General features: G+C 65.7%; 23 protein-coding genes. 10 read left to right on the forward strand and 13 right to left on the reverse strand.

The features are described from left to right. Positions 1-36: 36 nt before the first annotated feature. The 3 genes from rpoN to ptsN all read left to right on the forward strand — a co-directional run bounded on the left by rpoN (position 37) and on the right by ptsN (position 2,956). Positions 37-1,590, forward strand: coding sequence for an RNA polymerase factor sigma-54 (gene rpoN, locus QU595_RS20100; protein ID WP_315925166.1), 1,554 nt, complete (start codon positions 37-39; stop codon positions 1,588-1,590). Positions 1,591-1,848: 258 nt separating this feature from the next. Continuing rightward, positions 1,849-2,433, forward strand: coding sequence for a ribosome hibernation-promoting factor, HPF/YfiA family (gene hpf / locus QU595_RS20105; protein WP_315925168.1), 585 nt, complete (start codon positions 1,849-1,851; stop codon positions 2,431-2,433). A gap of 58 nt (positions 2,434-2,491) precedes the next feature. Continuing rightward, on the forward strand, positions 2,492-2,956 hold the full coding sequence (ptsN, locus tag QU595_RS20110; protein ID WP_315925170.1) for a PTS IIA-like nitrogen regulatory protein PtsN: 465 nt from the start codon (positions 2,492-2,494) through the stop codon (positions 2,954-2,956). Between the two features lie 118 nt (positions 2,957-3,074). Here ptsN and QU595_RS20115 read toward each other — a convergent pair whose 3' ends face one another. Both QU595_RS20115 and QU595_RS20120 read right to left on the reverse strand, forming a co-directional pair. Continuing rightward, positions 3,075-3,332 carry a DUF1150 family protein gene (locus tag QU595_RS20115; RefSeq protein ID WP_315925173.1) on the reverse strand — a complete coding sequence of 86 codons (258 nt, stop codon included), beginning with the start codon at positions 3,330-3,332 and terminating at the stop codon, positions 3,075-3,077. 64 nt (positions 3,333-3,396) lie between these two features. After that, positions 3,397-3,822, reverse strand: coding sequence for an Hsp20 family protein (locus QU595_RS20120; protein ID WP_315925174.1), 426 nt, complete (start codon positions 3,820-3,822; stop codon positions 3,397-3,399). Between the two features lie 142 nt (positions 3,823-3,964). Between QU595_RS20120 and QU595_RS20125 the strand changes: the two genes are divergently transcribed. Both QU595_RS20125 and QU595_RS20130 read left to right on the forward strand, forming a co-directional pair. Further along, positions 3,965-4,906, forward strand: a complete 942-nt coding sequence (locus QU595_RS20125; protein WP_315925176.1) for a nucleoside hydrolase — start codon at positions 3,965-3,967, stop codon at positions 4,904-4,906. A gap of 241 nt (positions 4,907-5,147) precedes the next feature. Then, a complete protein-coding gene (locus QU595_RS20130) occupies positions 5,148-5,342 on the forward strand; it encodes a DUF2283 domain-containing protein (protein WP_315925178.1) in 195 nt (64 codons plus the stop codon). A gap of 3 nt (positions 5,343-5,345) precedes the next feature. Here the strand turns inward: QU595_RS20130 and QU595_RS20135 are convergent, their stop codons facing one another. From QU595_RS20135 to QU595_RS20155, 5 genes are all read right to left on the reverse strand, one after another. Further along, positions 5,346-5,960, reverse strand: a complete 615-nt coding sequence (locus QU595_RS20135) for a LysE family translocator (RefSeq protein WP_315925180.1) — start codon at positions 5,958-5,960, stop codon at positions 5,346-5,348. 92 nt (positions 5,961-6,052) lie between these two features. Then, positions 6,053-7,519: an amidase gene (locus tag QU595_RS20140; RefSeq protein ID WP_315925704.1), complete on the reverse strand. Its 1,467-nt coding sequence runs from the start codon at positions 7,517-7,519 to the stop codon at positions 6,053-6,055. After that, entirely contained in the window at positions 7,516-8,424 is a 909-nt protein-coding gene (locus QU595_RS20145; protein WP_315925182.1) for a ribokinase, read from the reverse strand. Before QU595_RS20145 ends, QU595_RS20140 begins: the two co-directional genes overlap by 4 nt. Before the next feature lie 87 nt (positions 8,425-8,511). Continuing rightward, positions 8,512-9,438: a bifunctional helix-turn-helix domain-containing protein/methylated-DNA--[protein]-cysteine S-methyltransferase gene (locus QU595_RS20150; protein WP_315925184.1), complete on the reverse strand. Its 927-nt coding sequence runs from the start codon at positions 9,436-9,438 to the stop codon at positions 8,512-8,514. A 94-nt stretch (positions 9,439-9,532) separates the two neighbouring features. Next, positions 9,533-10,027 carry a DUF2244 domain-containing protein gene (locus tag QU595_RS20155; RefSeq protein ID WP_315925186.1) on the reverse strand — a complete coding sequence of 165 codons (495 nt, stop codon included), beginning with the start codon at positions 10,025-10,027 and terminating at the stop codon, positions 9,533-9,535. 22 nt (positions 10,028-10,049) lie between these two features. Here QU595_RS20155 and nth point away from each other — a divergent pair, with 22 nt between their 5' ends. Further along, positions 10,050-10,865 (forward strand): endonuclease III, encoded by an 816-nt coding sequence (gene nth / locus QU595_RS20160; protein ID WP_315925188.1) that lies wholly within the window; start codon positions 10,050-10,052, stop codon positions 10,863-10,865. A gap of 21 nt (positions 10,866-10,886) precedes the next feature. On the opposite strand, the gene QU595_RS20165 is transcribed toward nth, so the two are convergent. The 6 genes from QU595_RS20165 to QU595_RS20190 all read right to left on the reverse strand — a co-directional run bounded on the left by QU595_RS20165 (position 10,887) and on the right by QU595_RS20190 (position 16,039). Beyond that, positions 10,887-11,342 (reverse strand): DUF2214 family protein, encoded by a 456-nt coding sequence (locus tag QU595_RS20165; protein WP_315925190.1) that lies wholly within the window; start codon positions 11,340-11,342, stop codon positions 10,887-10,889. Between the two features lie 106 nt (positions 11,343-11,448). Next, complete coding sequence (locus QU595_RS20170) at positions 11,449-13,917, reverse strand: EAL domain-containing protein (protein ID WP_315925192.1); 2,469 nt, start codon at positions 13,915-13,917, stop codon at positions 11,449-11,451. 179 nt (positions 13,918-14,096) lie between these two features. Then, entirely contained in the window at positions 14,097-14,579 is a 483-nt protein-coding gene (locus tag QU595_RS20175; RefSeq protein WP_315925194.1) for an NUDIX hydrolase, read from the reverse strand. 122 nt (positions 14,580-14,701) lie between these two features. Next, entirely contained in the window at positions 14,702-15,007 is a 306-nt protein-coding gene (locus QU595_RS20180) for a hypothetical protein (protein WP_315925196.1), read from the reverse strand. Positions 15,008-15,158: 151 nt separating this feature from the next. Further along, on the reverse strand, positions 15,159-15,341 hold the full coding sequence (locus QU595_RS20185) for a Flp family type IVb pilin (protein WP_315925199.1): 183 nt from the start codon (positions 15,339-15,341) through the stop codon (positions 15,159-15,161). 170 nt (positions 15,342-15,511) lie between these two features. After that, complete coding sequence (locus QU595_RS20190) at positions 15,512-16,039, reverse strand: hypothetical protein (RefSeq protein ID WP_315925201.1); 528 nt, start codon at positions 16,037-16,039, stop codon at positions 15,512-15,514. Positions 16,040-16,630: 591 nt separating this feature from the next. On the opposite strand from QU595_RS20190, the gene QU595_RS20195 reads away from it, so the two are divergent. The 4 genes from QU595_RS20195 to QU595_RS20210 all read left to right on the forward strand — a co-directional run bounded on the left by QU595_RS20195 (position 16,631) and on the right by QU595_RS20210 (position 24,494). Further along, positions 16,631-18,553 (forward strand): hypothetical protein, encoded by a 1,923-nt coding sequence (locus tag QU595_RS20195; protein ID WP_315925203.1) that lies wholly within the window; start codon positions 16,631-16,633, stop codon positions 18,551-18,553. A 131-nt stretch (positions 18,554-18,684) separates the two neighbouring features. Beyond that, complete coding sequence (locus tag QU595_RS20200; protein ID WP_315925205.1) at positions 18,685-20,847, forward strand: hypothetical protein; 2,163 nt, start codon at positions 18,685-18,687, stop codon at positions 20,845-20,847. Positions 20,848-20,868: 21 nt separating this feature from the next. After that, on the forward strand, positions 20,869-23,160 hold the full coding sequence (locus QU595_RS20205) for a type I secretion system permease/ATPase (RefSeq protein WP_315925207.1): 2,292 nt from the start codon (positions 20,869-20,871) through the stop codon (positions 23,158-23,160). Further along, the gene (locus QU595_RS20210; protein ID WP_315925209.1) at positions 23,157-24,494 is read left to right on the forward strand and encodes an HlyD family type I secretion periplasmic adaptor subunit; all 1,338 of its coding nucleotides are present in this window, start codon (positions 23,157-23,159) and stop codon (positions 24,492-24,494) included. The genes QU595_RS20205 and QU595_RS20210 overlap by 4 nt, the downstream gene beginning before the upstream one ends. The last annotated feature ends 36 nt before the right edge of the window (positions 24,495-24,530 follow it).

Here is a 24,530-nt window from a genome sequence, read left to right on the forward strand (position 1 = left end):
CATCGTTTATCGGATCGAGGCTAACGGATCCCCATCATGGCCCTCTCGGCCAAATTGCAGTTGCGCCAGACGCAGTCGCTGGTGATGACGCCGCAGCTCATGCAGTCGATCCGGCTGCTGCAGCTCACGCATCTGGAGCTGGAACGGTTCATCGACGAGGAGATCGAGCGCAACCCGTTGCTGGAGCGCGCCGAAACCCCCGATGGGGGAGGCCAGGAGGGAGGCGCGGAGGGAACGTCGTCCGACCTTCAGCGGGCCGAAGCGCAAAGTGGGGCCGAGGACGGCGACTGGTTCGACCGCGAGGCGGAGTGGAGCGCGGCGGCGATCTCCGACAAGCTGGACGCCTCGCTGGAGAACCTGTTTCCCGACGATCCCGGTACTGCGGAGCGGCTGGGGCCTGACCTTTCGGCGCAATGGAAGTCGGCGCAGGGCCATCCGGGCCAGGAAGGCGGCGCATCCGAAGGGTTCGACATGGAAGACATGGCCGCGGCGAAGTTGACGCTGCGCGACCATGTCGGCGAGCAGATCGCGCTGACCTTTGCCGATCCAGCGGCGCGGCTCATTGCCGGCGAACTGGCCGACGGCCTGGACGAGGCGGGCTATCTGCGCGTCGACATGGCCGAGATGGCCGAGCGGCTGGGCGCTGAGCCCGGCGCGCTGGCAGCGGTGCTGGCCGTTTGCAGGAGCTTCGAGCCGACCGGCATCTTCGCGACCGATCTCGCCGAATGCCTGGCCGTGCAGCTCGAGGCGCGCGACCGGCTGGACCCGGCCATGAAGGCGCTGCTGGCCAATCTGGAACTGCTTGCCAAGCGCGATTTCCAGGCGCTGCGGCGCATTTGCGGCGTCGACGAGGAGGACCTGCTCGACATGCTGGCTGAAATCCGTGCGCTGGACCCGCGTCCGGGCCTGGCCTTCTCGGGCGGCGCGAGTGACGCGATCGTGGCCGATGTCGAGGTCCGGCCGGCGGCGGACGGGAGCTGGGCGGTGGAGCTGAATTCGGAGACGCTGCCGCGCGTGCTGGTCAACCAGAGCTATTTCGCGACCGTCTCCGGAAGCGCCAAAAACCAGGCGGAAAAGGAATTCCTGGCCGAATGCCTGCAAAGCGCGAACTGGCTGACGCGCAGCCTCGACCAGCGCGCCCGCACCATCCTGAAGGTGGCCAGCGAGATCGTGCGCCGGCAGGACGCCTTCCTGGTCGAGGGCGTGCGCTATCTCAAGCCGCTCAACCTGAAGACGGTGGCCGATGCGATCGGCATGCACGAATCGACCGTCAGCCGGGTGACGGCCAACAAATACATGCTTACCCCGCGCGGCGTGTTCGAGCTGCGCTATTTCTTCACCGCCTCGATCGCGTCGGCGGACGGGGGCGAGGCGCATTCCTCCGAGGCCGTGCGCGACCGCATCCGGCAGATGATCGACGACGAGGTTGCCGAGGAGGTGCTGTCGGACGACACCATCGTGGACAGGCTCAAGGCCGACGGCGTCGACATCGCGCGCCGCACGGTCGCCAAATACCGCGAGGGCATGAACATCCCCTCGTCGGTGCAGCGCCGGCGCGAAAAGCGGGCGCTGGCAGGGGCCGGCCGCTGAGCGGGCCGGATTTCCACAGTTTCCTGGCTTCGTTGACAAGCAGCGGTGAAGTGTCTAGAAGCCCGCCCGCATAGGACGGGCTCGGGCCCTGATGCGGATGGCCCGATGGAATATCGGCTAAAACGGCCGGAGGCGGCTGTGATCAACCGCTAAGTCTGGATTCAAATTCGGCGCGGAGTGCGCCGGGAAGCTTGTGCGCTTGGACCACGGGTATAAACTCCAGACAGTGTCAACCGAGCAGGGAAGGTCGATTTCGAGATGACGCTGCGCATATCGGGAAAGCACATGGATATCGGCGATGCGTTCCGCGAACGCATTACCGGCCGTGTGGGTGAGGCGGTTGGGAAATATTTCGATCGCGGATTTTCGGGCCATGTCACGGTCATCAAGGCCGGGTCGCGCTACAGCGCCGATTGCATGGTGCGACTCGATTCCGGCGCGTCGCTTCAGGCGACCGGCGACGCGCAGGAGCCCACGCTGGCCTTCGAGGCGGCCGCCGAGCGGCTGGAAACCCGGCTGAGACGGTACAACCGGCGTCTCAAGTCGCACAATTCAGGGGCGTCCAACGGCCAGGCCGTTGACGTCGCCTATATGGTGATGGCCCCCCTGACGGACGAGGACGAGGACATACCGGAGGATTTCGCTCCGGCCATCGTCGCCGAATCGACCCTGTCGCTGCGCACGATGTCGGTTGCCTCGGCCGTCATCGAGCTCGACACCAAGGACAGCCCCGTCTTCGTCTTCCGCAACGCCGGAACCGACCAGCTCAACATCGTCTATCGTCGGCCGGACGGGAATATCGGCTGGATCGACCCCTCCACCACTGAAGCGGCACGGGGATAGGTCCCGGCCGGTCGCCCACCGCGGCCGGCCCCGACCGACGAAGCAAGGGGTTTTCAGAATGGATCTCAGCGATCTGATCGACGTTTCGGCTATCATGCCGGCGTTGAAGGCGAATTCCAAGAAGCAGCTCCTGCAGCTTCTTTCGGAGCGCGCCGCCGTGATCTCAGGCATTCCGGAGCGGGAAGTGTTCGACACCATCCTGCAGCGCGAGCGGCTCGGCTCGACCGGCGTGGGCAACGGCATCGCCATCCCGCACGGCAAGCTGGCCGGCGTAAAGCGCATCACAGGCGTGTTCGCCCGGCTCGAGCAGCCGGTCGACTTCGAGGCGCTGGACGACCAGCCGGTCGACCTCGTCTTCCTGCTGCTGGCGCCCGAAGGCGCGGGCGCGGATCACCTCAAGGCGCTGTCCAGGATCGCGCGCGTGCTGCGCGACGCCGACACGGTATCCAAGATCAGGGGCACGCGCGACGCGGCCGCCATCCACGCGCTGCTGTCGCAGACGCCGGCCTCGCACGCCGCCTGATCGTCTTTCCCGTATTTTCGGATTAAAGCCTGTATGGGCCGCCGCGCGCGGCCCGTTTGGTTCTTGATCTGCGTTCGCCTGACGCCGGGGCAGGTGGCCTGCCCCGCGCTTCAAATTCCTAATGGATGGCGACCGTGACCAGATCGTTCTCCATGGCGCCGGCCAGTGCCCGGTCGCGCGCGTCCGACAACAGGATCGGCTGGCCGTCGGCTCCGAAAAGCGCCCACAGTTCCAGTCCGGGCGCGATTTCGCCGAGGTTCGGGAAGCGGCCGCGCAGATCGTCGCTGGTCACCTTCCGCAGATATGCCACCGAGCCCTCGCCGAGATGGGCGAATTCGCCGCTGGTCATTGGCAGTCTTTCATCAGTCCTGGTCATTTCAGCCTCCTTCTCGCGAGGCGCCGGCGCTCCGGCCGTCTCGCATGAGAGCCATCGGCAAGGATCATTCTTTCACCGATATGTTTATTTTCCGTACCAGTCTCTCGGCTTCCGGACGGTCGAGATCGATCGAGAGCAAGCCGTTCTTCAACTCGGCCGACACCACCCGCATGCCGTCGGCCAGCACGAAGAAGCGCTGGAACTGGCGTGCTGCGATGCCGCGGTGGAGATATTCGCGCTCGGTATCGTCGGTTTGGCGTCCGCGCACGACCAGCTGGTTCTCCTCGATGGTCACGTCCAGATCGCTTTCGGCAAATCCCGCCACAGCGAGCGTGATTCTCAACCGTTCGGCCGTGCCTTCGGTTCCACGCAATCGCTCGATATTGTAGGGCGGATAGCCGTCGCCGGATTTCGCCAGGCGTTCCAACGTCTTTTCCATGGCGTCGAAGCCAAGCAGAAGCGGGCTGGAAAAGGGCGTCATTCGAGACATGTTACACTGTCCTCTCAAGAGCGACACAAATCGGAAAAGCCCTACTGGCATCTTTCCCGATGGCCTTGATATGGTCCGTCGCGCGGTCAAGTTCAAGCCATTCTGAAACCCGCCCAGCATTACCCGCCAGACAGGAATTTCCATGCCCCAAGCGCGCAAGATCATCATCGACACGGACCCTGGCCAGGACGACGCCGTCGCCATATTGCTGGCGCTGGGCAGCGACGAACTGGATGTCCTCGGCATCACCGCCGTGGCCGGCAACGTGCCGCTGGAATTCACCGAAAAGAACGCCCGCAAGATCTGCGAACTGGCCGGACGGCCGGACATCAAGGTTTTCGCCGGCGCGATCCGCCCGCTGGTGCGCCCGCTGGTCACGGCCGAGCATGTCCACGGCAAGACCGGGCTGGACGGTCCGGTGCTGCCCGAGCCGACGATGAAGCTGCAGGACCAATACGGAGTGGATTTCATCGTCGAGACCCTGATGCGCGAGGAAGCGGGCAGCGTCACACTTTGCGTGCTGGGGCCGCTCACCAACGTCGCGCTGGCGCTGATCCGGCAACCGCGCATCGCTCCGCGCATCCGCGAGATCGTGCTGATGGGCGGCGGCTTCTTCGAGGGCGGCAACATCACGCCGACCGCCGAGTTCAACATCTATGTCGATCCGCATGCGGCCGACGTCGTGTTCCGCTCGGGCGTGCCGATCGTGATGATGCCGCTGGACGTCACCCACAAGGCGCTGACGACGGCAAAGCGGGTGGAGGCGTTCCGCAAGATGGGAAGCAAGGTGGGCGATGCGACCGCCGCCCTGCTCGACTTCTTCGAGCGCTTCGACGAGGAGAAATACGGCACCGACGGCGGGCCGCTGCACGACCCTTGCGTGATCGCCTATCTGCTCAGGCCGGAACTGTTCAAGGGGCGCCATTGCAACGTGGTGATCGAAACGGCCTCGGAACTGACCATGGGCATGACCGTGGTGGACTGGTGGGGCGTGACCGACCGAGCCAGGAACGCCCTGGTGATGCGCGACATCGATGCCGACGGCTTCTTCGCGCTTCTGGTGGAGCGGCTGGGGCGGCTGTAGCATGCCGGCGATCCGCTATACGCAGCATGCCGAAACCGTCATGATGGAACGGGAGATCCGAAAATCATGGGTCGAGCAGACCGTGCTCGACCCGGAGTGGAGGCAACCCGATCCGAGTGGCGCCGACGTACAGCGGTGCTTTCGGATGATTCCGGAGAGAGGCGGGCGCGTCCTGCGTGGAAACCGCTGAAGAAATCCATATATTATCAGCATTCCTGGACCGCCGGGCTAGAAGGCCATCATGACGCCGAAAGTGAAATACGATCCCTCTGCGAATGCCGCTTACATTCGTTTTTCAGCGGCAAAGGTTCTGGAAAGCGAAGAAGTCCGCGACGGAATAGTTCTGGATTTCGATGCTGACGGGCACATCGTTGGCATCGAACTTCTCGACGCCCGCCAACAACTTCCTCCCGATTTGCTTACGCAGGCTGCTTGACGATCATTTCGCCCGCGAAAAAGCCAGCCACAGCCCGCCGCCGACCAGAAAGCCGCCGCTGATCCTGGAAAGCAGCCTCATGCGGCTGGCCGAGAGCGCCTTTGCCGCGCGGCCGGCGGCGAAGGCGTAGCCGCTGTCAGACACGGCGGCGCAGAGCATGGCGGTGAGGCCCATCACCGCGATCTGCGCCGCATAGTTGCCGGAGGGATCGATGAACTGCGGCAGGAAGGCGCCGAAGAAGATCAGCATCTTGGGGTTGCTGAGCGCGACCAGCAGGCCCTGCAGGAAGAAACCGCCGCGCGGCGCCTTGGCGCTGCCGTCGGGGTTCAGCCGGCCCTTCTGGCGGAACAATTGTATGCCGACCCAGATCAGATAGGCGGCGCCGAGCAGGCGCACCCATTCGAACCAATGGCCCATGCCCTCGATCAGGGAGGTGAGGCCGACGCCGACGATCGCGATGGCGATGCCCAGCCCGACCTGCGTGCCGGCGACGTTGGCGAGGCCCGCCCGCGTGCCGTGGCGGATGGAATTGGCGACGATCAGCGTGACCGTCGGGCCGGGGACCAGGATGATGACGATGCAGGCGACAAGGAAGGCGCCGTAGAGCGAAAGCGACATGACGCATGGTCCCGAACGGAAAACCGAACCGGCAAGAGTGCATGCCGGGACGGCCGGTGCAAGCCCGCGCTCAACCGCTGAACGGCAAGAGCTTACACGGAGGGAGTTGCGCCTGAGGGCCAGGGCAGCGTCGCCTCGTAGGCGGCTGCTGCGCGCAGCACGTCCATGTCGCCGCGCGGCCGGCCGATCAGTTGCATGCCCATCGGGCGGCGCTTTGCGTCGAAGCCGGCGGGTACGTTGACCGCGGGGCAGGCGCCGAGCGTCGCGGGCGCCGAAACCTGCATCCAGCGGTGATAGCTGTTCATCGTCCTGCCTGCCACTTCGCCCGGCCAGTGGGTGCCGATCGCAAAAGGAAAGACCTGCGCCGACGGCAAGGCGAGCAGGTCGAAGCGCTCGAACAGGCTGAGCAGCGTCCTGAGCCATGCCGAGCGGATTTGGGCCGCTTCGTGGATCTGCGGCGCGGTCAGGCGCAGCGCGCCTTCCGCTTCCCAAACGGCTTCCGGCTTGAGCAAGCTGCGCTTTTGCGGGTCGTCGTAGAGCGGTTTGAGCGCGCAGCCGCTGGTCGCCTGCCGCAGCACCACGAAAGCCTGCCACAACGCCTCGAAATCGAAGTCCGGCACCAAGGGTTCCGTTACGAATCCGGCATCTGCAAAACGGGTGAGGCTGGCTTCGCAAAGCGCCGGGATGCCGTCCTCCAGCGGCAGGTGGCCGCCGAGATCGCCCAACCAGGCGATGCGGCCGCCCTCTGCCGGCGTTTTCAACCCTGCCAGAAACGAACCATCCGCATCGTAGGAGAGCGGCGCGTGCGGGTGGTGGCCGGCCTGCACGTCGAGCAACAGCGCCATGTCGCGCACATTGCGGGCCATCGGGCCTTCCACGCCCATCTGTGCATGAAAGACTTCCGGGCCCGGTCCGCCCGGCACCAGCCCTTGCGAGGGACGGAAGCCATAGACATTGTTGTAGGCGGCGGGGTTGCGCAGCGAGCCGCCGAAGTCGCTGCCGTCTGCCACCGGCACCATGTCCAGCGCCAGCGCCACGGCAGCGCCGCCGCTGGAGCCGCCAGCGGTCCAGGCTGGATCGAAGGCGTTCAGGGTCGGGCCGAACACCGGATTGTAGGTGTTCGAGCCGAAGCCGAATTCGGGCGTGTTGGTCTTGCCGATGATGATGGCCCCGGCCTTGCGGATACGCTCGACGAAGTAGTCGTCCTCTTCCGGCACAAAATCCGCGAAGATCGGCGAGCCGAAGGTGGTGGTCAGCCCCCTGGTCTGGGCAAGGTCCTTGATGGCGAGGGGCAGGCCGAACAGCGGGCCGGCGGCACCGTCTTTCGCGCGGGCGTCGGCGGCTTCTGCCTCCTTGAGGATGTCGGCCCGGTCGCGCAGCGACACGATGGCGTTGACGAGCGGATTGGCCGTTTCGATGCGGTCGAGGAAGGCCGTTGCGACTTCTCCCGCAGAGAGGCGGCGGGCGCGGATGGATTCGGCGAGCTCGACGGCCGAAAGGCGGCAAATCTCGCTTGCCGGCGGGAGTGCGTGCCGGGTATCGGGGCGCGGCGGGCTCAGCGGACGGTCTCCTTCAGCGCGGCGTCCACCTCTGCCGCCAGCGGGATCGCCGGTTGCGCACCCGGCTTAAGGCAGGCCAGCGAGGCGGCGGTCGCGGCGCGTTCCAGCACCTGGCGAAGCGGCAGGCCGGCGCCGAGGCCGGCGGCGAGATAGCCGCAGAACGTGTCGCCGGCACCGACCGTGTCCACCGGCGTGATCTTCAGCGCCGGCACGGCAAGCAGTTCGTCGGGCGTGGCGGCCAGCACGCCTTCGCCGCCCAGCGTCACGACGATGGTATGGCCGGTGTTTTGCGCAAAGGCGCGCATTCGCGCCGTGCGGTCTTCGCCCGGCAGACCCGCCGCCTCGCAATAGAGGTCGAATTCCGTCTCGTTGGCGACGACATAGTCGGCCTTTCCGACATAGCCGGCCGCCTCGGCGAAGAAGGGCGCCGTGTTGAGCACGGTGATCGCACCGGCCGCGACGGCCGCGTCGAGCGTCGCTTCGACCGTGCGCAACGGGATTTCCTGCTGCAGCAGTACCACGTCGCCTTTTGCCAGCGGAACCCTTGCAAGGTCGCCTGGCAGGACGGAATCGTTGGCGCCGGGCGCCAGTGCGATCATGTTCTCGCCCGCATCGTCCACCAATATGGCGGCCGTTCCGGTGGCGGCATGGGCTTCGCGCACGCCGGAAAGCTCCACGCCCGCTGTGCGCAGCAATGCCAGCGCCTCGGTGGCGAGGCTGTCCTTGCCGACAGAGCCGAGCATGCGGACGGCGGCCCCGGCGCGGGCGGCGGCGAGCGCTTGGTTGGCGCCCTTGCCGCCGGGCGCGGTGGTAAAGCCGCTGCCCCGCACCGTCTCGCCGGGGCCCGGCAGGCGGCCCACGGTGGTGATCATGTCGAGATTGATCGAGCCGACGACGACGATCATGAACGGAAAAGCCTCCTGGATGTTCAGGAGGCTAGCCCATTCCCGGGTCGCTTGGGAATATGGTCGCTGCGGCTTAGCAGTGCTTTGTCAGCCGGCCACCTGGCCGGCCTCCCAGCCGAGGATGGCGCGCTTGCGTGTCAGGCCCCAGTGATAGCCGGTTAGCGCGCCGGTCGAGCCGATGGCGCGGTGGCAGGGCACCACGAAGGACACCGGGTTGGCGCCCACCGCCGCGCCCACCGCGCGCGCGGCCTTGGGCGCGCCGATGCGCTCCGCGATGGAGGAATAGGTGCAGGCGCGGCCCATCGGGATGCGCAGCAGGGCCTCCCAGACCCGCACCTGGAAATCGGTGCCGATCAGCACGACGCGCAGCGGCTGGTCGGCGCGCCAGCGGGCGGGGTCGAAGATTCGCGCCGCATAGGGCTGGGTCGCGGCCATGTCCTCGACATAGGTGGCGTTCGGCCAGCGGCCCGACATGTCGGCAAAGGCTTCGCGCTCGCCGCCGGGGTCGTTGAAGGACAAGCCTGCCAGGCCACGGTCGGTGACCATCACCAGCGCCATGCCGAAGGGCGAGATGTGGAAGCCGTAGCGGATGGTGAGGCCTGCGCCCCTGTTCTTGTAGTCGCCCGGCGACATCGCCTCATGGGTGACGAACAGGTCGTGCAGCCGGCCCGGCCCGGACATGCCGACCTCATAGGAGGCTTCCAGCAGCGGCATGCCCGAATCGAGCAGCCGACGGGCGTGATCCAGCGTGACGGCCTGAAGAAAGGCCTTGGGCGACAGGCCGGCCCAGCGCGTGAACAGTTTCTGCAGGCCGGTCGGGGTCTCGCCGACGGCTTGCGCCAATTCCTCCAGCGACGGCTGGTCGCGATAGTCGAGGCTGATTTTCTCGATGGCGCGGCGCACGACCTCGTAATCGACGGCGCTCGCGTCGCCTTCGATGGGCGTGATGTCCTTTTCGAGCGTGGCGACGGGCTTCAGCGTCATGGGCGCATTGATAGGCATCCGGGCGTTCATGGCAATATCTCCTTGGCCCCGAATATCGGCCCGGAGCGGCTGCCAGACCACCCGAAACCTGCCTTGTGGCCAAGCGATCCGGCTGGTCCGGAGTTCAGCCCGCGCGGGCCTTTGCCAACGCCCGTGAAAATGCAGTGGCGAAGCTCTCGCGGTCGTCCGGATTGAGGAAAGTGCCGATCGGCACGCTTGAGCCCTGTGCCTCCACGGCCATGCCCGTGATGCCGATGTCGGTCTTGCGCGCAACCGAAAAGCGCGCCCAGAACGGGTTGAAGCGATGGCGCTCGGACTTGCCCGACGGCGCCACCTTGAGGATATCCAGCGCGGTGCGCGACACCGAAACCTCCTCATGTGCGCGAGCGGCGCGGTAGTTCAGGCGGAACGCGACGTAAAGCCCGATCACGTCCAGTCCGAAAAAGCCGAACACCGGCCAGGCGCCGTGCGACAGCATGATGATGCCGGTGACGGCCCAGCCGAACAGCATCGCGCCCATGAGGATGGTGAAGCCGGTTCGGCCGAGCGAACGGTGCGGCGTCAAAAGCGCGTGGAAAAAGGGCTCGTCGGCGGCGAAAGTCGCGTTTGTATCGCTCATGGCTGGATATTATAGGAAGGAAATGGCCCTTCCCAAGTCCAAACCGCGATCCTCATCCGAAAATGACCCTGGCCCGAAGCCTCGCGGCCGCGCAAAGGCCGGAGCGCGTGCGAAGGCGAAGCCGGCGCGTTCCCTCTACACCCCTGCCGAGGTGCATGAGATCTTCCGGCGCTTCGCGATCCAGCGCCCGGAGCCGATGGGCGAACTGGAGCATGTGAACGCCTTCACCCTGCTGGTGGCGGTGGTGCTTTCGGCGCAGGCCACGGATGCCGGCGTCAACAAGGCGACGCGGCCGCTGTTCAAGGTCGCGGACACGCCCGAAAAGATGCTGGCGCTGGGCGAGGAGAAGCTCGGCAATTATATCCGCACCATCGGCCTGTGGCGCAACAAGGCCAAGAACGTGATCGCGCTGTGCGAGGCGCTGATCCGCGACCATGGCGGCAAGGTGCCCGACAGCCGCGAGGAACTGGTCAAGCTGCCGGGCGTGGGCAGGAAGACCGCCAATGTCGTGCTCAACATGGCCTTCGGCCAGCACACGATGGCGGTGGACACGCATATCTTCCGCATCGCCAACCGCATCGGCCTCGCGCCCGGCAAGACGCCGGAGGAAGTGGAGCGCGGGCTGGTGCGCGTCATTCCCGACGAATATATGCGCCATGCCCATCACTGGCTGATCCTGCATGGGCGCTATGTCTGCAAGGCGCGCAAGCCCGATTGCCCGGCCTGCGTCATCGCAGACATTTGCAAATGGCCCGACAAGACCGCGGACGTTCCGGCGCCGCTGGTGCGGATCGGCTCGCAAGGGCCGGTCCCGGGGACGATCGAGGAAACGGCGTGACCGGCGGCTGTCCGGCTTGTTTCAGAGCCCGTAGCCGCGCGCCATGGCCGCCGCGAAGACCGGAATGAGCAGGAAGATCAGCGCCTGCGCCAGCACATAGCTGCGCACGGCGGCAAGTTCGGCCTGCGGCACCTGGAAGGCGGGTTCGGCGCCGGCGCGGCGGTTCCACGACAGGTAGCGCATCGTGGGGACAACCGACAGCAGGCCGACTGCGGCGAAGGCCGCGATCTTGGCCCAGAACACCCAATTGTAGACATAGAATTCCCAGCCCTTCAGGCCGTACACCACCCGGCCGACACCGACGAGGATGACCAGCAGGGCGATCAGCCCGTAATGGCGGTCGATGCGGGCCAGCCGGCTTATGGTCCGGGCGGACATCTCGTTGCGCACCAGCACGAATTCGGCGGCGATGATGCCGGCCAGCGAAAACACCAGCAGATGGTGGAGTATGGCGAGGACGAGGTCGGTCGTTTCCATGGCTTTGAAGCTTCCCCACAGAGATGGCGCGCAGGCTGCGCGATCCAGGCCGAAACCGCAATGCGCAAGTGCGCGTCTTACGAGAAAGGCTGCGACCGGTGCCGGTTCAGCTTGCCTTGCGGCGCAGTTGTCGCGCCAGCCCGCTCCAGAGATCGACGCTCGGTGCGGCAGCCGGTATCGGCGCGGAGGCATCGAAAGGTTGCGGGCGGCCCACCGCATAGCCCTGCGCGTGATCGACGCCGATGGCGACGAGCGCCGCCATGATCTCTTCGGTCTCGACGAATTCGGCGATGGTGCGCTTGCCCGTCACCTTGCCGATGTGGTGGATCATCTCGACCATGGCGTGGTCGATGCGGTCGTTCAGCATGTCCTTGACGAAACCGCCGTCGATCTTGAGGTAGTCCACCGGCAGGTGCTTGAGGTAGGCGAAGGACGACATGCCTGAGCCGAAATCGTCCAGCGCGAAGCGGCATCCCAGGCTGCTCAGCGTCGTGATGAAGCCGATGGCCCGTGCGAGGTCTGCAATGGCGCTGGTTTCGGTGATCTCGAAGCAGATCATCTGCGGCGGCACGCCCTTCTCCTCGAACTGCTCGCACAGGAAGGGCAGGAAGGTATCGTCGCCGAAGGTCGCGCCCGAGAGATTGATGGCGCAGGTGGCGATGGGTTCCGCGCCCGGATCGGCGAGGCGGCCGGCCAGCACGGAAAAAGCGGTGCGGATCACCCATCGGTCGATCGCGGGCATCAGGCCGTAACGCTCCGCGGCGGGAATGAAGCTTCCCGGCGCGACCAGGTTGCCGGCTTCGTCCAGCATGCGCAGCAGGATCTCGACATGGGCGCCGGCCTCGGCCGCGGCAGGGTTCAACGCGCGGATCTGCTGGGCATGCAGGCGGAAGCGGTTTTCCTCCAGCGCCGTATGGATGCGCTGCACCCAGGCCATCTCGCCGAAGCGCTCCTGCATGGCGGCGTCGCCGTCGCTGTGGAACTGCACGCGGTTGCGGCCATTCTCCTTGGCCATGTAGCAGGCCACGTCGGCGGAACGCATCGTCTCCTGCAAGGTCGCGCCGGGATGGGCGACGGGCACCATGCCGATGCTGACGCTGACGTTGAAGGGCTGGCCCTGCCAGGCGAAATGCAGGTCCTGCACGGTTCGGCGCAGCCGCTCCGCCATGTCGGCGGCATCGTCGGGCGCGCAGTCGAACAACAGCACGCCGAACTCGTCGCCGCCGAGCCGCGCCAGCAGGTCGCCCTCGCGCAGTTCCTGCTGCAAGAGCGCCGAAACCTGGCGCAACAGCTGGTCGCCCGCCGCGTGCCCCCAAGTGTCGTTGACCAGCTTGAACTGGTCGAGGTCGAGATACATCAGCGCATGATGCGCCGCGTGTTGCGGCAGGGCGGCGATGGTCTTTTCCAGACGCCGCTCGAATTCGCGGCGATTGGCGAGACCGGTAAGCGCATCGTGCGAGGCCTGCCAGGACAGGCGGTTGATGTAGTCCCGCTCGCGCGTCATGTCGTGCAGCGCCAGGACCACGCCGACGATCCGGCCTGAAATCAGCAGGGGATTGGCGGTCAGAGCCACCGGAACGGACGTGCCGTCGGTCGCGCGGACCAACAGGCGGGGATGCGCCTGCGCCGGGCGCGGCTCGCCGGCCAGAAGGCGTTCCACCAGATCGATTTCCTCCGTCCCGCTCTCGTCGTCCACGAGGCGGAACAATTTCGCGACCGGCAGGCCGCGCGACGAGGTGAACGGACGATCCAGCAGATATTCGGCCGCCACGTTCATGTAGTCGATCAGGCCGTCCGCGCCGGTCGTGATGACGGCCTGGCCGATGGAGGCGAGCGCGATCTGGGCGCGTTTGCGCTCGACATTGAAAGCGGTCTGGAATGCCTGGCGCTGGTTGAGGACCTTGCGGGTGCGCCAGACGGCCACCAGGATAAGCAGCACCGCCACCGCCAGATTGGCACCCATCAACGCCGTCTTGATGGCGCGGGAGCCCTCGCCCAGCGTGTCGGAAAAGGCCTTGGCCAAGGGCGTCATGAGGTCGTCGAGACGGCGGATTTCGGCCTTCCATGCCGCGACCTGAAGACGCGAGGAGGGGCCTTCCGCGAAACGGGCCTGCATGGTGTCGCCCAGGTGCTGCAGTTGCAGCAGCAGGCGGTCGGCCTCGGTCCAGTGGCGGATGGCGTCGTCGATATAGCTGATGCCGCGGAAATTGCGGAACAGCCAGATGAGGCTGCCGACGTCGTCGGCATGGTTGGCGCCGCCCAGGAACCCGTTGCGGGCGGCGGCCAGGTCGACGGCGGGCTGTTCAAGCGCCACGCGGGCGGCGTGATCGGCCAGCGGCACGGCTATGGTCTTGCGATATTCGGCCAGGAAGGTGCTGTCGCCGGTATCGGCATACAGGTTGAGGAAATAGATGGCGTGCTTCTGGCCCTTGGACCATTGGCTTTCGCCCGCCACATAGGCGCGCACCGCCGAAAGGGTGTAGAGGCTTACGGAGGCGAGCGCGGCCTGGATCAGCACGATGACGATGAAGGGCCAGACCAGACGCAGAAGCCCCGCACCCGTCGCGCGTGTCATGCCGTTCGCGTCGAAGCCGCCAACCTCGCGCCCCCTGCCTTGCGCCCGGATTTGCCCGCCGGTCGCTACCCCTGTGACCCGGTCAGCCGGGATAGCGACTGTATATCAGTTTCCTCTTAACAGCGGATGAACCGGCCGCGCGCAGTTTTCCTGAAACCGGCGTCGTTTCGGACAGCGTTCTAGACATCGCTCCCGGACTGCCCATCGGTCAGCGGCGCCTTCAGCGACCCGACCAGGGTGGAGAGCTCGGGCTCGTCGATCAGCAGGGCGGCGTCCTTTGCCGACAGCCAGGCGCGGCGGCGGCGCTTTTTTTCCTGCCAGTCGGCCAGTTCCTGCGTGACTTCGAGCAGGTACACGGTGACGTCGACGCGCACGAAGTGGCGCGCCAGCCGCTTCCAGTAGGAATAGGTGCCGGCCGGTTGCCTGAGCATGATCCCATCGACGCCGGCTTCCTCCAGCGCCTCGACCGCCGCGGCCTTGCGGCCGCTCTTGCCCTTCATCGGCCAGCCCTTCGGCAGGATGAAGCGCCGGGTCTGGCGCGAGGTCACCAGCATGACCTCCACTTCGCCGCTTTCGTTCACGCGAAAGGGCACGGCAGCCACCTGGCGCACGTGTTCGCCCTTCTTGGCCTTGCGGACGGCGTTCTTTTTTGTCGCTGCCATTTCCGGCTCCGTTCGGTCTTGCGGGCGATGCAACGGCAATTGCCGCCAAACGCAAGAGGCCGGGACAGAATCACATCCCGGGCAGAAGATAGGCGGCTAATTAAACGGAAACAGGGTGGATGTCAGCGGCAACCGGCGGAAGCGGTGCCGCCATTGCCATAAACCGGCAATTGGCAGCCGGGCCGCATCACCGGAACGCGCGGCTGGCGCGCCTGCCTGTCGGTGTCCTGGCGGTCGATCTCGCGCATGATCTGCTGGTTCTGCTGAAACTGCTGCCGCTGCAGGCGATTTTCCATGATGCGCAACTGGTTCTGGAGGACCGGATTGGCCGGCACCAGGACCTCGGCCGAACGCGAGGGCGACGCCGAGGCGGATAACGCCAGTAGCGCCGCGCACAAAAAGCCGAAGATTTTCAAACAGCCACTCATCGTCGCAAGATCGTTCCGTTACACCGAAGGATATAGGGCTCGGCGACGGATGTTCCAAGCCGGGCCGTTCGTTCACATTGGACAGGCGATGAGCCGCGCGGCAAATGAAAAGGGCCGCCCGAAGGCGGCCCGATTATCATATTCCTGGAGATTAGGCACCGGGGGCGGCGCCGTTCAACTTGTTCTTGATCTCTACAAACTTGTCAGACAGCGCAGTTCCCAGATTGGTAGCGGCAGTGACGATGGCGAGGGCGATCAGCGCTGCGATGAGGCCGTATTCGATGGCGGTGGCGCCGGATTCGTCCTTGTAGAAGCGTGCGAGAAGCTTCGTCATGATGGTTTTCCCTTGTGCCCAGTTGTGACTTCGACGACGGTTTCTTCCTGAACCGTGGCCTGATCTTGGGACAGGCGAATTGCGGTTGCGTTAAGCCGAATAGTAAACAAAGTGTAGCCGCGCCGTTTGCTTAACAAACGGCCAAGAATTGATTACAATTTTCCTGATTTTTACTGAGGGAACCCGTTCTCGCGCACGATCTGCCAGATGCGCCTGTTCACGTCGGCGATGTCGTGGATGCAGTCGGTTATGCGGGTGATCTCGGCGCGGTCGACGGCTTCTATCTTGCCGTATTTGATCGAATCCTTGCCGTCGAAGATCCGCATCAGCTGCGTGTGCGAGATCTCGCCCTTGTCGTCGAAAGAATAGATGCAGTGGCTGTATTTGTTGCGCAGCTTCGATTGCTGGTTCAATCGCTCGAGCAAGGCAAGCACGTCTTCGCGGCATCTGTCGGGTGTCTTGGGCAGCTTTGCAAGCCGTTCCACCAGGTCCATGCGGGCCCGCGTGGTGTTCAGCGTCAGGAAGATGACGATGGCCGTTTCCTTGTCCACGCGCGCCAGTCCCGCGATCAGGTAGATGAGCAGGCTTTCGGTGTTCGTCCAGGTGTAGTTCAGGCGTCCGATGAGAAGCAGGATCTTCTCGAAATCGAGCGTGGGAGACAGGCCGTCGGCCGAATCGTGTTTTTCCCGGACGGGCATGGCGCGGCGCTTTGCGGCTCCCTTTTTGCCTTGGAACCAGCATAGCTAATTTCCGCGTCCGGCCCGGCATCGGCAAATGGAGGTAGGGCTCCCCCCGCGCGGGCTACGCCGCTCTACTGCCGGGCCTACGCCGCGCCCCGGACCGGCCTGTCGCGAGGGAGCGAAAAAAGCGAAGGTGCGGCAGGCATATATGCCGCAAATCGCCGGAATCGCATAAAATGCCACACATCCTCGGCCTGCCGCCCGGCCGGCGGCGATCTAGATGCGCGCTGGCCGGATAGCTCGAATGGGCGACTAGGCTTGGGCCGGTCGAGGCGGGAAGCTGACCCTATCCCGCTGTCTACGGGATGAGGGCATTCGATCAACAATCGGCTTTTTCACCGCGGCTGCAACTCTGTTGTGCCTCGGACAGGGGGCTTGCGTCGATCGGAGACCGGGTGCCCGGCATTCGTGATGGAACTTCGAACTGCCGCCCGGTCCATGTCGGATCGTGCCCAGCCGTTTTTCCGTCGATGCAACCGCCGTGCGGACAAAGCCCCGTGAGAGATGAAAGGGGTTCCTCGGCACGGCTCCAAACTGGAGAACATGAAGATGTCGAGAAACAATGGAAATTCGATCTTCAATTGGGATCCGAGTCAGGACCAGTCGCAAGATCAGAACCAGGATCAAGGTCAGGGCCAAGGGCAAGGCCAGGGCCAGGCCGAATTGCAAGGCCAGGGTCAGGGGCAGGGCCAGTTCCAGTCCAGCGAATCCGAGAACAGCAATGAGAACGGAAACGGCAATGGAAATGGCAACGGCAACCTGAATCTGAACGGCAATGGCAGCCTGAACCTCAACGGCAACGGCAACCTGAACGGCAATTTCAACCACAGCTCCAACAGCAACACGAACACCAACGCCAACAGCAGCACCGCGAACAGCACGAGCAACAGCACCAGCAACACCGACACGCATGTGAATGTGGATGTCGGTGTCGACCTGAGCGGCATCCATCCCACCGATAACCGCTTTGCCGACGTCAATCTGGCCGCGGGGGCCAAGATCGACCAGCTGCTCGTCAACCATGACGGCCAGATCTTCTACAATCCGGGCGACGGTGCTTCCTTCAACGATTTCCTCAACAACTCGTTGAACGGTGCGGGCAATGATACGGCCGCAGCCGTCGCGCAGATCAACAATTTGAACGACAGCGACCGTCTCGACAACGCCTCCGTATCCAATAGCGGCACCTTCCAGCAGAACGGCAACGCCGATGGCGGCTCCGCTACCGCAGGTCCTGGCATCAATGCGGGCGGCGGCGGCGGTGGCGGCGGCGGCTTCGGCATCGCCAATGGCGGTGACGGCGGCGACGGCCATAGCTTCGGGGGCATCGGAATCGGCGGCAGCGCCCTTGGCGCAGCGCATGGTGGAGACACGACCGGCGGCGCCGGCGGTGCGGGCGGTGCCGGCACCGGCCTCGGTGTCGGGCTCGGCTTCGGCGCGGGCCTGGGCAACGGCGGCGCGCAGGGCGGCGACGCCGGCAATGCCAACGGCGGCAACGCCAACGGTAACGGCGGCAACGGAACCGGGCTCGGCCTGTCCGGCGCCAGCGGTGGCAGCTCCGGCGATGCCGGCAGCGGCAACGGTGGTGACGGTGCCGGCCTCGGCCTCGGCGCCGGCGGCAGCGGCGACGGCGGCAACGGCCATAGCGGCAATGGCGGCGACGCAGCAGGCCTGGGTGTCGGCGCAGGCGGCGGCGAGGGCGGCGACGGCGGTAATGCCGGAAGCAATGGTGGCGATGCGGCCGGTCTCGGCCTCGGCCTGATCGGCGTCGGCGTCGGCGTGGCAGGCGATGCAGGCAACGCGACCGCCGGCAACGGCGGCAACGGTTCCGGCACCGGCAGCGGCAGCGGCTCGGGCACCGGCGGCGACAGCGGCAATGCCAATGGCGGCAATTCCGGTGACGCTCTCGGCCTCGGCCTCGGCAGCGGCCATGGCGGCGACAGCGGCAACGCGCATTCCGGCGACGGCGGCAACGGCCTGTCGCTCGGCCTCGGCAGCGGTCAGGGCGGCGACGCCGGCATGGGCGGCGCAGGCGGCACGGCCGGCGACGGCGGCGACGCGCTCGGGCTCGGCCTCGGCTCCGGCACCGGCAGCGGTGCAGGTAACGGCGCGGGCGTAGGCGGTGCTGGCGGGCAAGGCGGCTTTGCGTGGGGCGGCGACACGGTCGTGATGCCCACGGCAGGCGCAGGCATCGGCGGCGCGGCGAGCGGCGGCTATGGCGGCGACGGCGGCCATGGCGGCGTGATCACCAATGGCGCCGGCGGCGCAGGCGGCGACGGCGGCATGTGGGGCTCCAACGTGGGGCACGACAGCACCGTCGAGGGACTGTCCCAGGCTCATGCCGACGCGACTATCGATACTTCGGCCTTCAACCAGAGCATCGTGATGGGGGCCAACATGATGGAGAACCTGTTCAGCCAGACGATCGTGGGCGGCAACTACGACAACACGAGCGACAGCCATCATTCGTAAACGGCCACCGCGCGAGCGGGCCAAATGAACGGCGGCCACGCGGGAGAACCCGCGTGGCCGCTCAATAGTCAGGAAGGGGACGAGGCCGGGCGTCCACTTCGGAAGACTGAACGATACCGACGGAGAGAGCCGTGTATCTGGACAAGGTCACCGAAGCGATCGCCCATTTTGTCGGCTTGTTCCAGATCGCGACCGAACAGAACCGAATCCGCGACGACTATCTCGAATTCCGGGCATTGAAGGCGAAAGCCGAGACCCCGCCGCCCGACGGCCATGCCGGCATCTCCTTCCAGAACCCCTATGACCTGGACGACCCGCAGCCTGGCCTGCATTTCGTGCCGTCGGCCGCGGCCATAGAACCGTTCCTGCCCCAGGGCATGGCGGCGCATGCGCTGCCCGACATCCCGCCGCCGATCGGCATCCAGTCGGTGGCCTATCCCGGCTATATCCAGCCGCTGCCGGACCTGGCTCCGGCGCTGTCGAGCATAAGGATCGTGGAGCCGGCGCTGACGCCGCCCGGCTCGGTCGCGGTGCATGCCGGGCAGACGAACATGCTGTCCGACAGCGATTTCGTCAGCGTGAACGTCTCGGCGGCGAATTTCGAAACGATCGGCACGCCGAACCTGGCGCTCGATGCGCTGATGCAGGACGCCAGCGTGCTGCAACCGATACCGGTGCTGGAATCCCTGGGGTCTACGGCCGATATCGGCTCCTTCATCGTCAACACCGCCACCTCGCTCAACAATTTCGTCGCCGCGCTGCAGGCGACGGAGGAGCAGGGCGGTCATGGCGGCGTGTCGAACACCACCACTTCATCCACCGACAGCGACGGCACTTCGGTCCAGGCGCATGTCACGGTGGTCGAGAACCCGACCGACTCCGCGATCTATGTGAACGGGCAGGTGTGGACGGGAGACGCGCCGAACCTCAACGACTATCTCCCGGCAGGCTCGCCGCTCATCAAGGAAGCGGCGCAGGCGTCAACCGATCCGGTTCCCGAAACAGGCGGACAGAGCGGCGGCGGCAGTTTCGTGCTCGGTTCCCCCGCAACCGCGACGTCGGAAGAGGCGCACGGACAGGGCGTCTGGTCAGGCGACGGTTCGGTCACGATCAACACCGGTTCCAATGCGCTGACGAACACGGCGCTGGTGGTCAACGACGCGCTCGAAGCGAACGTCATGGCCGTCGCCGGCAACCATTATGTGCTGAACGCCATCGTCCAGATCAACGCCTGGAGCGATTCTGCCTCCATCGGCGCCAGCATGGCGGGCTGGAGCGCGGCCGCGTCGTCCGCGACCAAGGCCTTCAACATCGCCTCCATGCAGCAGACCGCGGTGCCGGCGGCCCCGACGGCGGCCGGCGGCGCCGAGCCGGACTTTCCCAAAGCGTGGGCGGTCACCCAGATCACCGGGGATTTCGTATCGCTCAACTGGGCCCAGCAGTTCAATTTCGTCATCGACAACGACAAGATCGTGACGGCTGCGCAGCAGGGCGTCACCACCACGGTGGGCACGGGCGGCAACCTGGCCGTCAACAGCATGTCGCTGGCGGATCTGGGGAAATATTTCGACCTGATCCTCGTCGGCGGCAGCTATTACGGCGCCAACATCATCTCGCAGAAGAACGTGCTGCTGAACGACGACGTCATCGGCGCGGTCTCCGGCTTCCAGACCACGGGGCACGGCTCGATCTCGACCGGCGGCAACCTGTTGTGGAACGAGGCCGACATAACCAGGATCGGTTCCGAAACGGCGCTGACCCTGCCCAGCGCCTACCACAATGCGCTCAACGATTTCGCCGGCGGCAACAAGACGTTGTCGGCCGACGTGCTGCACGACAGCGCCTTCCAGGGGCTGGGCGGCCTCCGGGTGCTCTACATCTCCGGCAATGTCTACGACCTGCAATACATCCAGCAGACCAACATATTGGGCGATTCCGACCAGGTGGCGCTCGCCCTCAACTCGGCGCATAAGGCGACGGACGCGAACTGGTCGATCACGACGGGCGCGAACGCCCTGGTCAACGTCGCGCACATCGTCAGCGTCGACCCCATCGCCAAGACCTATTACGGCGGCGACCATTACTCCGACGAGTTGCTCGTCCAGACCGACATCATCAAAACCGACCACCTGCTCCAGTCGGCCAATGCGGATCATCTCGTCAACGAAGCCGTGGCCTTCCTGAGCGACGACATGCTGAAGCCGGATCATCATCCCGATCCCGTGGCCAGCATCAAGGACAACGCGCTGCCGAGCACTGGGCATTCCGATGTCCTGCATACGGTAATTTCGTGACAACAGAGAATCGGATCGACGATGAATCACCATGTCGATGACTCGCAGGGCATGAGAAGCCGCTTGCAGGCAGCCGATCCGGAGATCGCGCCGCAAGAGCGGGACGGCGCCGTTTCGGCCTCAAGCGCCGCATGGCACGACCTGGATACCTCGTTCGAGGTGCTGATGGCGGAAATCGACAGGGCGGCGGCCGAACTGCGGGCCAAGGCGCGGCCCCCTCTGGCGCGCACCGTCGAAGTGGAGCGGGTTGCGCAGACCACCGTGCCATCGGAGCCGAGATTGGTGCCGGAGCCCGCATGCGCGGCGGCGCCCGAAGGGCGGCCCGCCGACGAGGTGGAAAAACCGGCGATCGAAATCGAACAGCCCGAAAGCCAGTCAAAGGAAGAAGCGCCGCCGGCAGCGCCGGCCGTCCGGCTGAAGTCGATCGACGCGGACACCGGACCGATCCAGGCCGGCAGCGGGCCGTCCGTCGCGGGGGTGCCGAAGCCCGGCGGCAAGGCCATGCCCGCGGCGACGGCCGAGGTGTTCCACCGCCGCCTCGGGCCGATCAACCTCGCCGACAATCTCAGCGCCGGCATCCGCGCCGTGCGCCGCAACCTGCTGGTGGTGATGTGCTTCACGCTGGCGACAAACGTGCTGGTTCTGGCGATACCGGTCTATCTGTTCCAGATTTCCGACCGGGTCCTGACCAGCCGCTCGACCGACACGCTGGTGATGCTGACCATCCTGATCGCCGGCGCCGTCATCCTCAACGTCGTGCTGGACGCGATCCGCCGCTTCATCCTGATGCGGACCGCCGTCGAGGTGGCGGCGCAGCTCGGCGCGCCGATCCTGGGCGCTGCCGCGCGCGCCTCCTTGCACAGCAACGGGCGCGAATACCAGACGCTGGGCGATCTGCAGCAGCTGCGTTCGTTCCTGGTCTCGGGCACGCTGCTGTCGTTCCTGGACGCGCCGCTGGCGCCGCTGTTCATGCTCGCGGTGTTCCTGGTCCATCCGGACCTCGGCTACATCGTGGTGGTGTCGGCGATCCTGCTTCTGGTCATCGCCTTCATCAACCAGAAGGCGACCGAAGGCGCGTTCCACCAGGCGACCAATTTCCAGAGCAAGGCCAACCTGCATCTGGATTCCATGTCGCGCAACTCGCAGATCATCAACGCGCTGGCGATGATCCCCGAGGCCGTGCGCATCTGGGGGCAGGACACGGCGGGTTCGCTCAAGGCGCAGGTCGTCGCGCAGGACCGCAACGTGATTTCTGCCTCCGTGTCGCGCGCCGTGCGGCTTTTGGCGCAGGTCGCCATGCTCGGCTGGGGCGCCTATCTGTCGCTGGAAGGGCAGATCACCGGCGGCATGGTCATCGCCGCCTCGATCATTGCCGGCCGTGCCCTTGCCCCGGTCGAAGGCGCCATCGAGGGCTGGCACCAGTTCATCAACACCCGCGCCGCCTATCAGCGCATCGCCTCGCTGCTGCGCGCCTCGCCGCTGAACTTCGAACGGCTGAAGCTGCCGAAGCCGCAAGGCCGCCTCGACGTGGAACGCCTCCTGTTCGTGCCGCAAGGCACCAAGCGCGTGGTGCTCAACGGCATCACCTTCTCGCTGGCGCCGGGCGAGTCGCTCGCCGTGATCGGCGATTCGGGCGCCGGCAAGACGACGATGGGCAAGATGCTGGTGGGCTCGATCCTGCCGACATCCGGCAACGTCCGTCTCGACCTGATGGATCTGAGGAACTGGGACCAGCGGCAATTCGGCGAGAACATCGGCTACCTGCCGCAGGACGTGCAGCTGTTCCCCGGCACCATCAAGGCCAATATCGGGCGCATGCGCGACGACGCTTCCGACGAGGACGTCTACAAGGCGGCCATGCTGGCCGACGTGCACGAGCTGATCTCGACCTTTCCCCAAGGCTACGAGACGACGGTGGCTGGCGACGGCTCGCCGCTGTCGGGCGGGCAGAAGCAGCGCATCGCGCTGGCGCGCGCCTTCTTCGGCAACCCCAAGCTGGTGGTGTTGGACGAGCCCAATTCCAATCTCGACGGGGCCGGCGACGCCGCACTGCTCAGGGCGCTCGAGCACGCCAAGCGCGAGAAGATCACGGTCATCACCATCACCCAGCGGCCTTCGCTGCTGAACTGCGTCGACAAGATCATGCTCCTCTCCAACGGCACCGTCGCCATGTTCGGCGTGCGCCAGGACGTGCTGCGGGCACTCGCCCCGCTCAACGCGGCGCGCAACAATGTCGGGCAGCAGGCAGCGCCTGCCGCGGTCCAGCAAAATCAGCAGGCACAAGCCCCTGTCCAGCAGGCGACGGTCCAATGAGCACAAGCATCGCCAATGTTCACGACATAGAATGGTACAGCGACGTACCGCGCTCGATCCGCGGCCATGCGGTTGTCGGCCTGGTGCTGATGCTGGTCTGCTTCGGCGGTTTCGGCACCTGGGCGGCGACGGCGCCGCTGGCGGCGGCCATCATCTCGGCCGGCAGCTTCGTGGCCACCGGCGAGAACAAGGTGGTGCAGCATCTCGAAGGCGGCGTCATCAAGGAAATCCTCGTCAGCGAGGGCGATCACGTCACCGCCGGCCAGCCGCTGATCCGCCTGGACGGCATCGCCGCGCAGGTCAAGCAACGCCAGCTTTTCCTGCGCCAGGCACGGCTGGAGGCCATCGTCGCGCGGCTCAACGCGCAGGTGGCGAACAAGCCCACCGTCACCTTCCCGCCGATCGTCAGCGACAACCTCAAGGACAGCGACATCCAGTCGATCGTCGACGGACAGATGGCCAGTTTCCGCTCGGCCCAGAGCCGCATGCAGACGGAGGTGGGGCTGCTTCAGCAGAACATCGAATCGCTCAAGTTCCGCGTCGAGGGGCTGGACCGGCAGTCCGCGTCCATGAACGAGCAACTGGATTTCCTGAAGCAGGAATATGCTGGCAAGGTCAAGCTGCTCGACCAGGGCCTGATCCGCAAGCCGGAAGTCAACGCCATCCAGCGCGCCATCGCCGACGCGCAGGGGCAGATCGGGCGGCTGGATTCGGAGAAATCCGAGACCAACGCCCAGGTCGAGAAATACCGCGAGCAGATCGCCCAGACGACCACCGAGCTGACCCAGAAGGCGCTGGACGAGCTGCAAAGCAGCCAGGGCGACCTCGACGCCATACGCGAGGAATCCCTGCAGGCGCACGACACGCTGAAGCGCTCGTCGATCAACGCGCCGGTCGCCGGCACCGTCGTCCGGATGTATTATCATACGCCGGGCGGCGTGATCGAAAGCGGCAAGAAGATCCTGGAGATCCTGCCGGCCGACGTCCCGCTCATCATCGAGACGCAGATCCAGCGCAAGGACATCGACGCCGTGAAGCCCGGCCAGAAGGCGACGATCCGGATGGTGGCGCTGAACCGGCGCACCACCCCGGTGCTGAACGGCGAAGTCTATTATGTTTCGGCTGACGCGCTTTCCGACGCCAGCATGCCGAATATGGAAGTTTATCTCGCCCGCGTGCGGCTGCCGGCAAGCGAGCTTGCCCGCATACCCGGCTTCACGGCCACACCGGGCATGCCTGTGGAGATCATGATCCAGACAGCCTCGCGGACATTCCTCGACTATCTGACCAAACCGATCCGCGAAAGCATGTCTCGCGCCTTCACCGAACGGTGACGGACGGCCGCCAAGCCCCCGGCGGCCGCCAGCCCG

Origin of the sequence: Mesorhizobium sp. SP-1A, assembly GCF_032460275.1 — a bacterium.
Classification (GTDB): domain Bacteria; phylum Pseudomonadota; class Alphaproteobacteria; order Rhizobiales; family Rhizobiaceae; genus Mesorhizobium.

Bases quoted from the DNA above. Each gene is read 5' to 3' on its own strand.
- QU595_RS20195 (WP_315925203.1), top strand. From the start codon at position 16,631: ATGTCGAGAAACAATGGAAATTCGATCTTCAATTGGGATCCGAGTCAG.
- QU595_RS20205 (WP_315925207.1), top strand. From the start codon at position 20,869: ATGAATCACCATGTCGATGACTCGCAGGGCATGAGAAGCCGCTTGCAG.
- QU595_RS20115 (WP_315925173.1), bottom strand. From the start codon at position 3,332: ATGACCAGGACTGATGAAAGACTGCCAATGACCAGCGGCGAATTCGCC.
- hpf (WP_315925168.1), top strand. From the start codon at position 1,849: ATGACGCTGCGCATATCGGGAAAGCACATGGATATCGGCGATGCGTTC.
- QU595_RS20145 (WP_315925182.1), bottom strand. From the start codon at position 8,424: ATGATCGTCGTCGTCGGCTCGATCAATCTCGACATGATCACCACCGTG.
- QU595_RS20175 (WP_315925194.1), bottom strand. From the start codon at position 14,579: ATGGCAGCGACAAAAAAGAACGCCGTCCGCAAGGCCAAGAAGGGCGAA.
- QU595_RS20150 (WP_315925184.1), bottom strand. From the start codon at position 9,438: ATGAACGCCCGGATGCCTATCAATGCGCCCATGACGCTGAAGCCCGTC.
- QU595_RS20210 (WP_315925209.1), top strand. From the start codon at position 23,157: ATGAGCACAAGCATCGCCAATGTTCACGACATAGAATGGTACAGCGAC.
- QU595_RS20130 (WP_315925178.1), top strand. From the start codon at position 5,148: ATGACGCCGAAAGTGAAATACGATCCCTCTGCGAATGCCGCTTACATT.
- ptsN (WP_315925170.1), top strand. From the start codon at position 2,492: ATGGATCTCAGCGATCTGATCGACGTTTCGGCTATCATGCCGGCGTTG.
- QU595_RS20190 (WP_315925201.1), bottom strand. From the start codon at position 16,039: ATGCCCGTCCGGGAAAAACACGATTCGGCCGACGGCCTGTCTCCCACG.
- QU595_RS20120 (WP_315925174.1), bottom strand. From the start codon at position 3,822: ATGTCTCGAATGACGCCCTTTTCCAGCCCGCTTCTGCTTGGCTTCGAC.
- QU595_RS20170 (WP_315925192.1), bottom strand. From the start codon at position 13,917: ATGACACGCGCGACGGGTGCGGGGCTTCTGCGTCTGGTCTGGCCCTTC.
- QU595_RS20125 (WP_315925176.1), top strand. From the start codon at position 3,965: ATGCCCCAAGCGCGCAAGATCATCATCGACACGGACCCTGGCCAGGAC.
- nth (WP_315925188.1), top strand. From the start codon at position 10,050: ATGGCCCTTCCCAAGTCCAAACCGCGATCCTCATCCGAAAATGACCCT.
- QU595_RS20180 (WP_315925196.1), bottom strand. From the start codon at position 15,007: ATGAGTGGCTGTTTGAAAATCTTCGGCTTTTTGTGCGCGGCGCTACTG.
- rpoN (WP_315925166.1), top strand. From the start codon at position 37: ATGGCCCTCTCGGCCAAATTGCAGTTGCGCCAGACGCAGTCGCTGGTG.
- QU595_RS20185 (WP_315925199.1), bottom strand. From the start codon at position 15,341: ATGACGAAGCTTCTCGCACGCTTCTACAAGGACGAATCCGGCGCCACC.
- QU595_RS20165 (WP_315925190.1), bottom strand. From the start codon at position 11,342: ATGGAAACGACCGACCTCGTCCTCGCCATACTCCACCATCTGCTGGTG.
- QU595_RS20155 (WP_315925186.1), bottom strand. From the start codon at position 10,027: ATGAGCGATACAAACGCGACTTTCGCCGCCGACGAGCCCTTTTTCCAC.
- QU595_RS20135 (WP_315925180.1), bottom strand. From the start codon at position 5,960: ATGTCGCTTTCGCTCTACGGCGCCTTCCTTGTCGCCTGCATCGTCATC.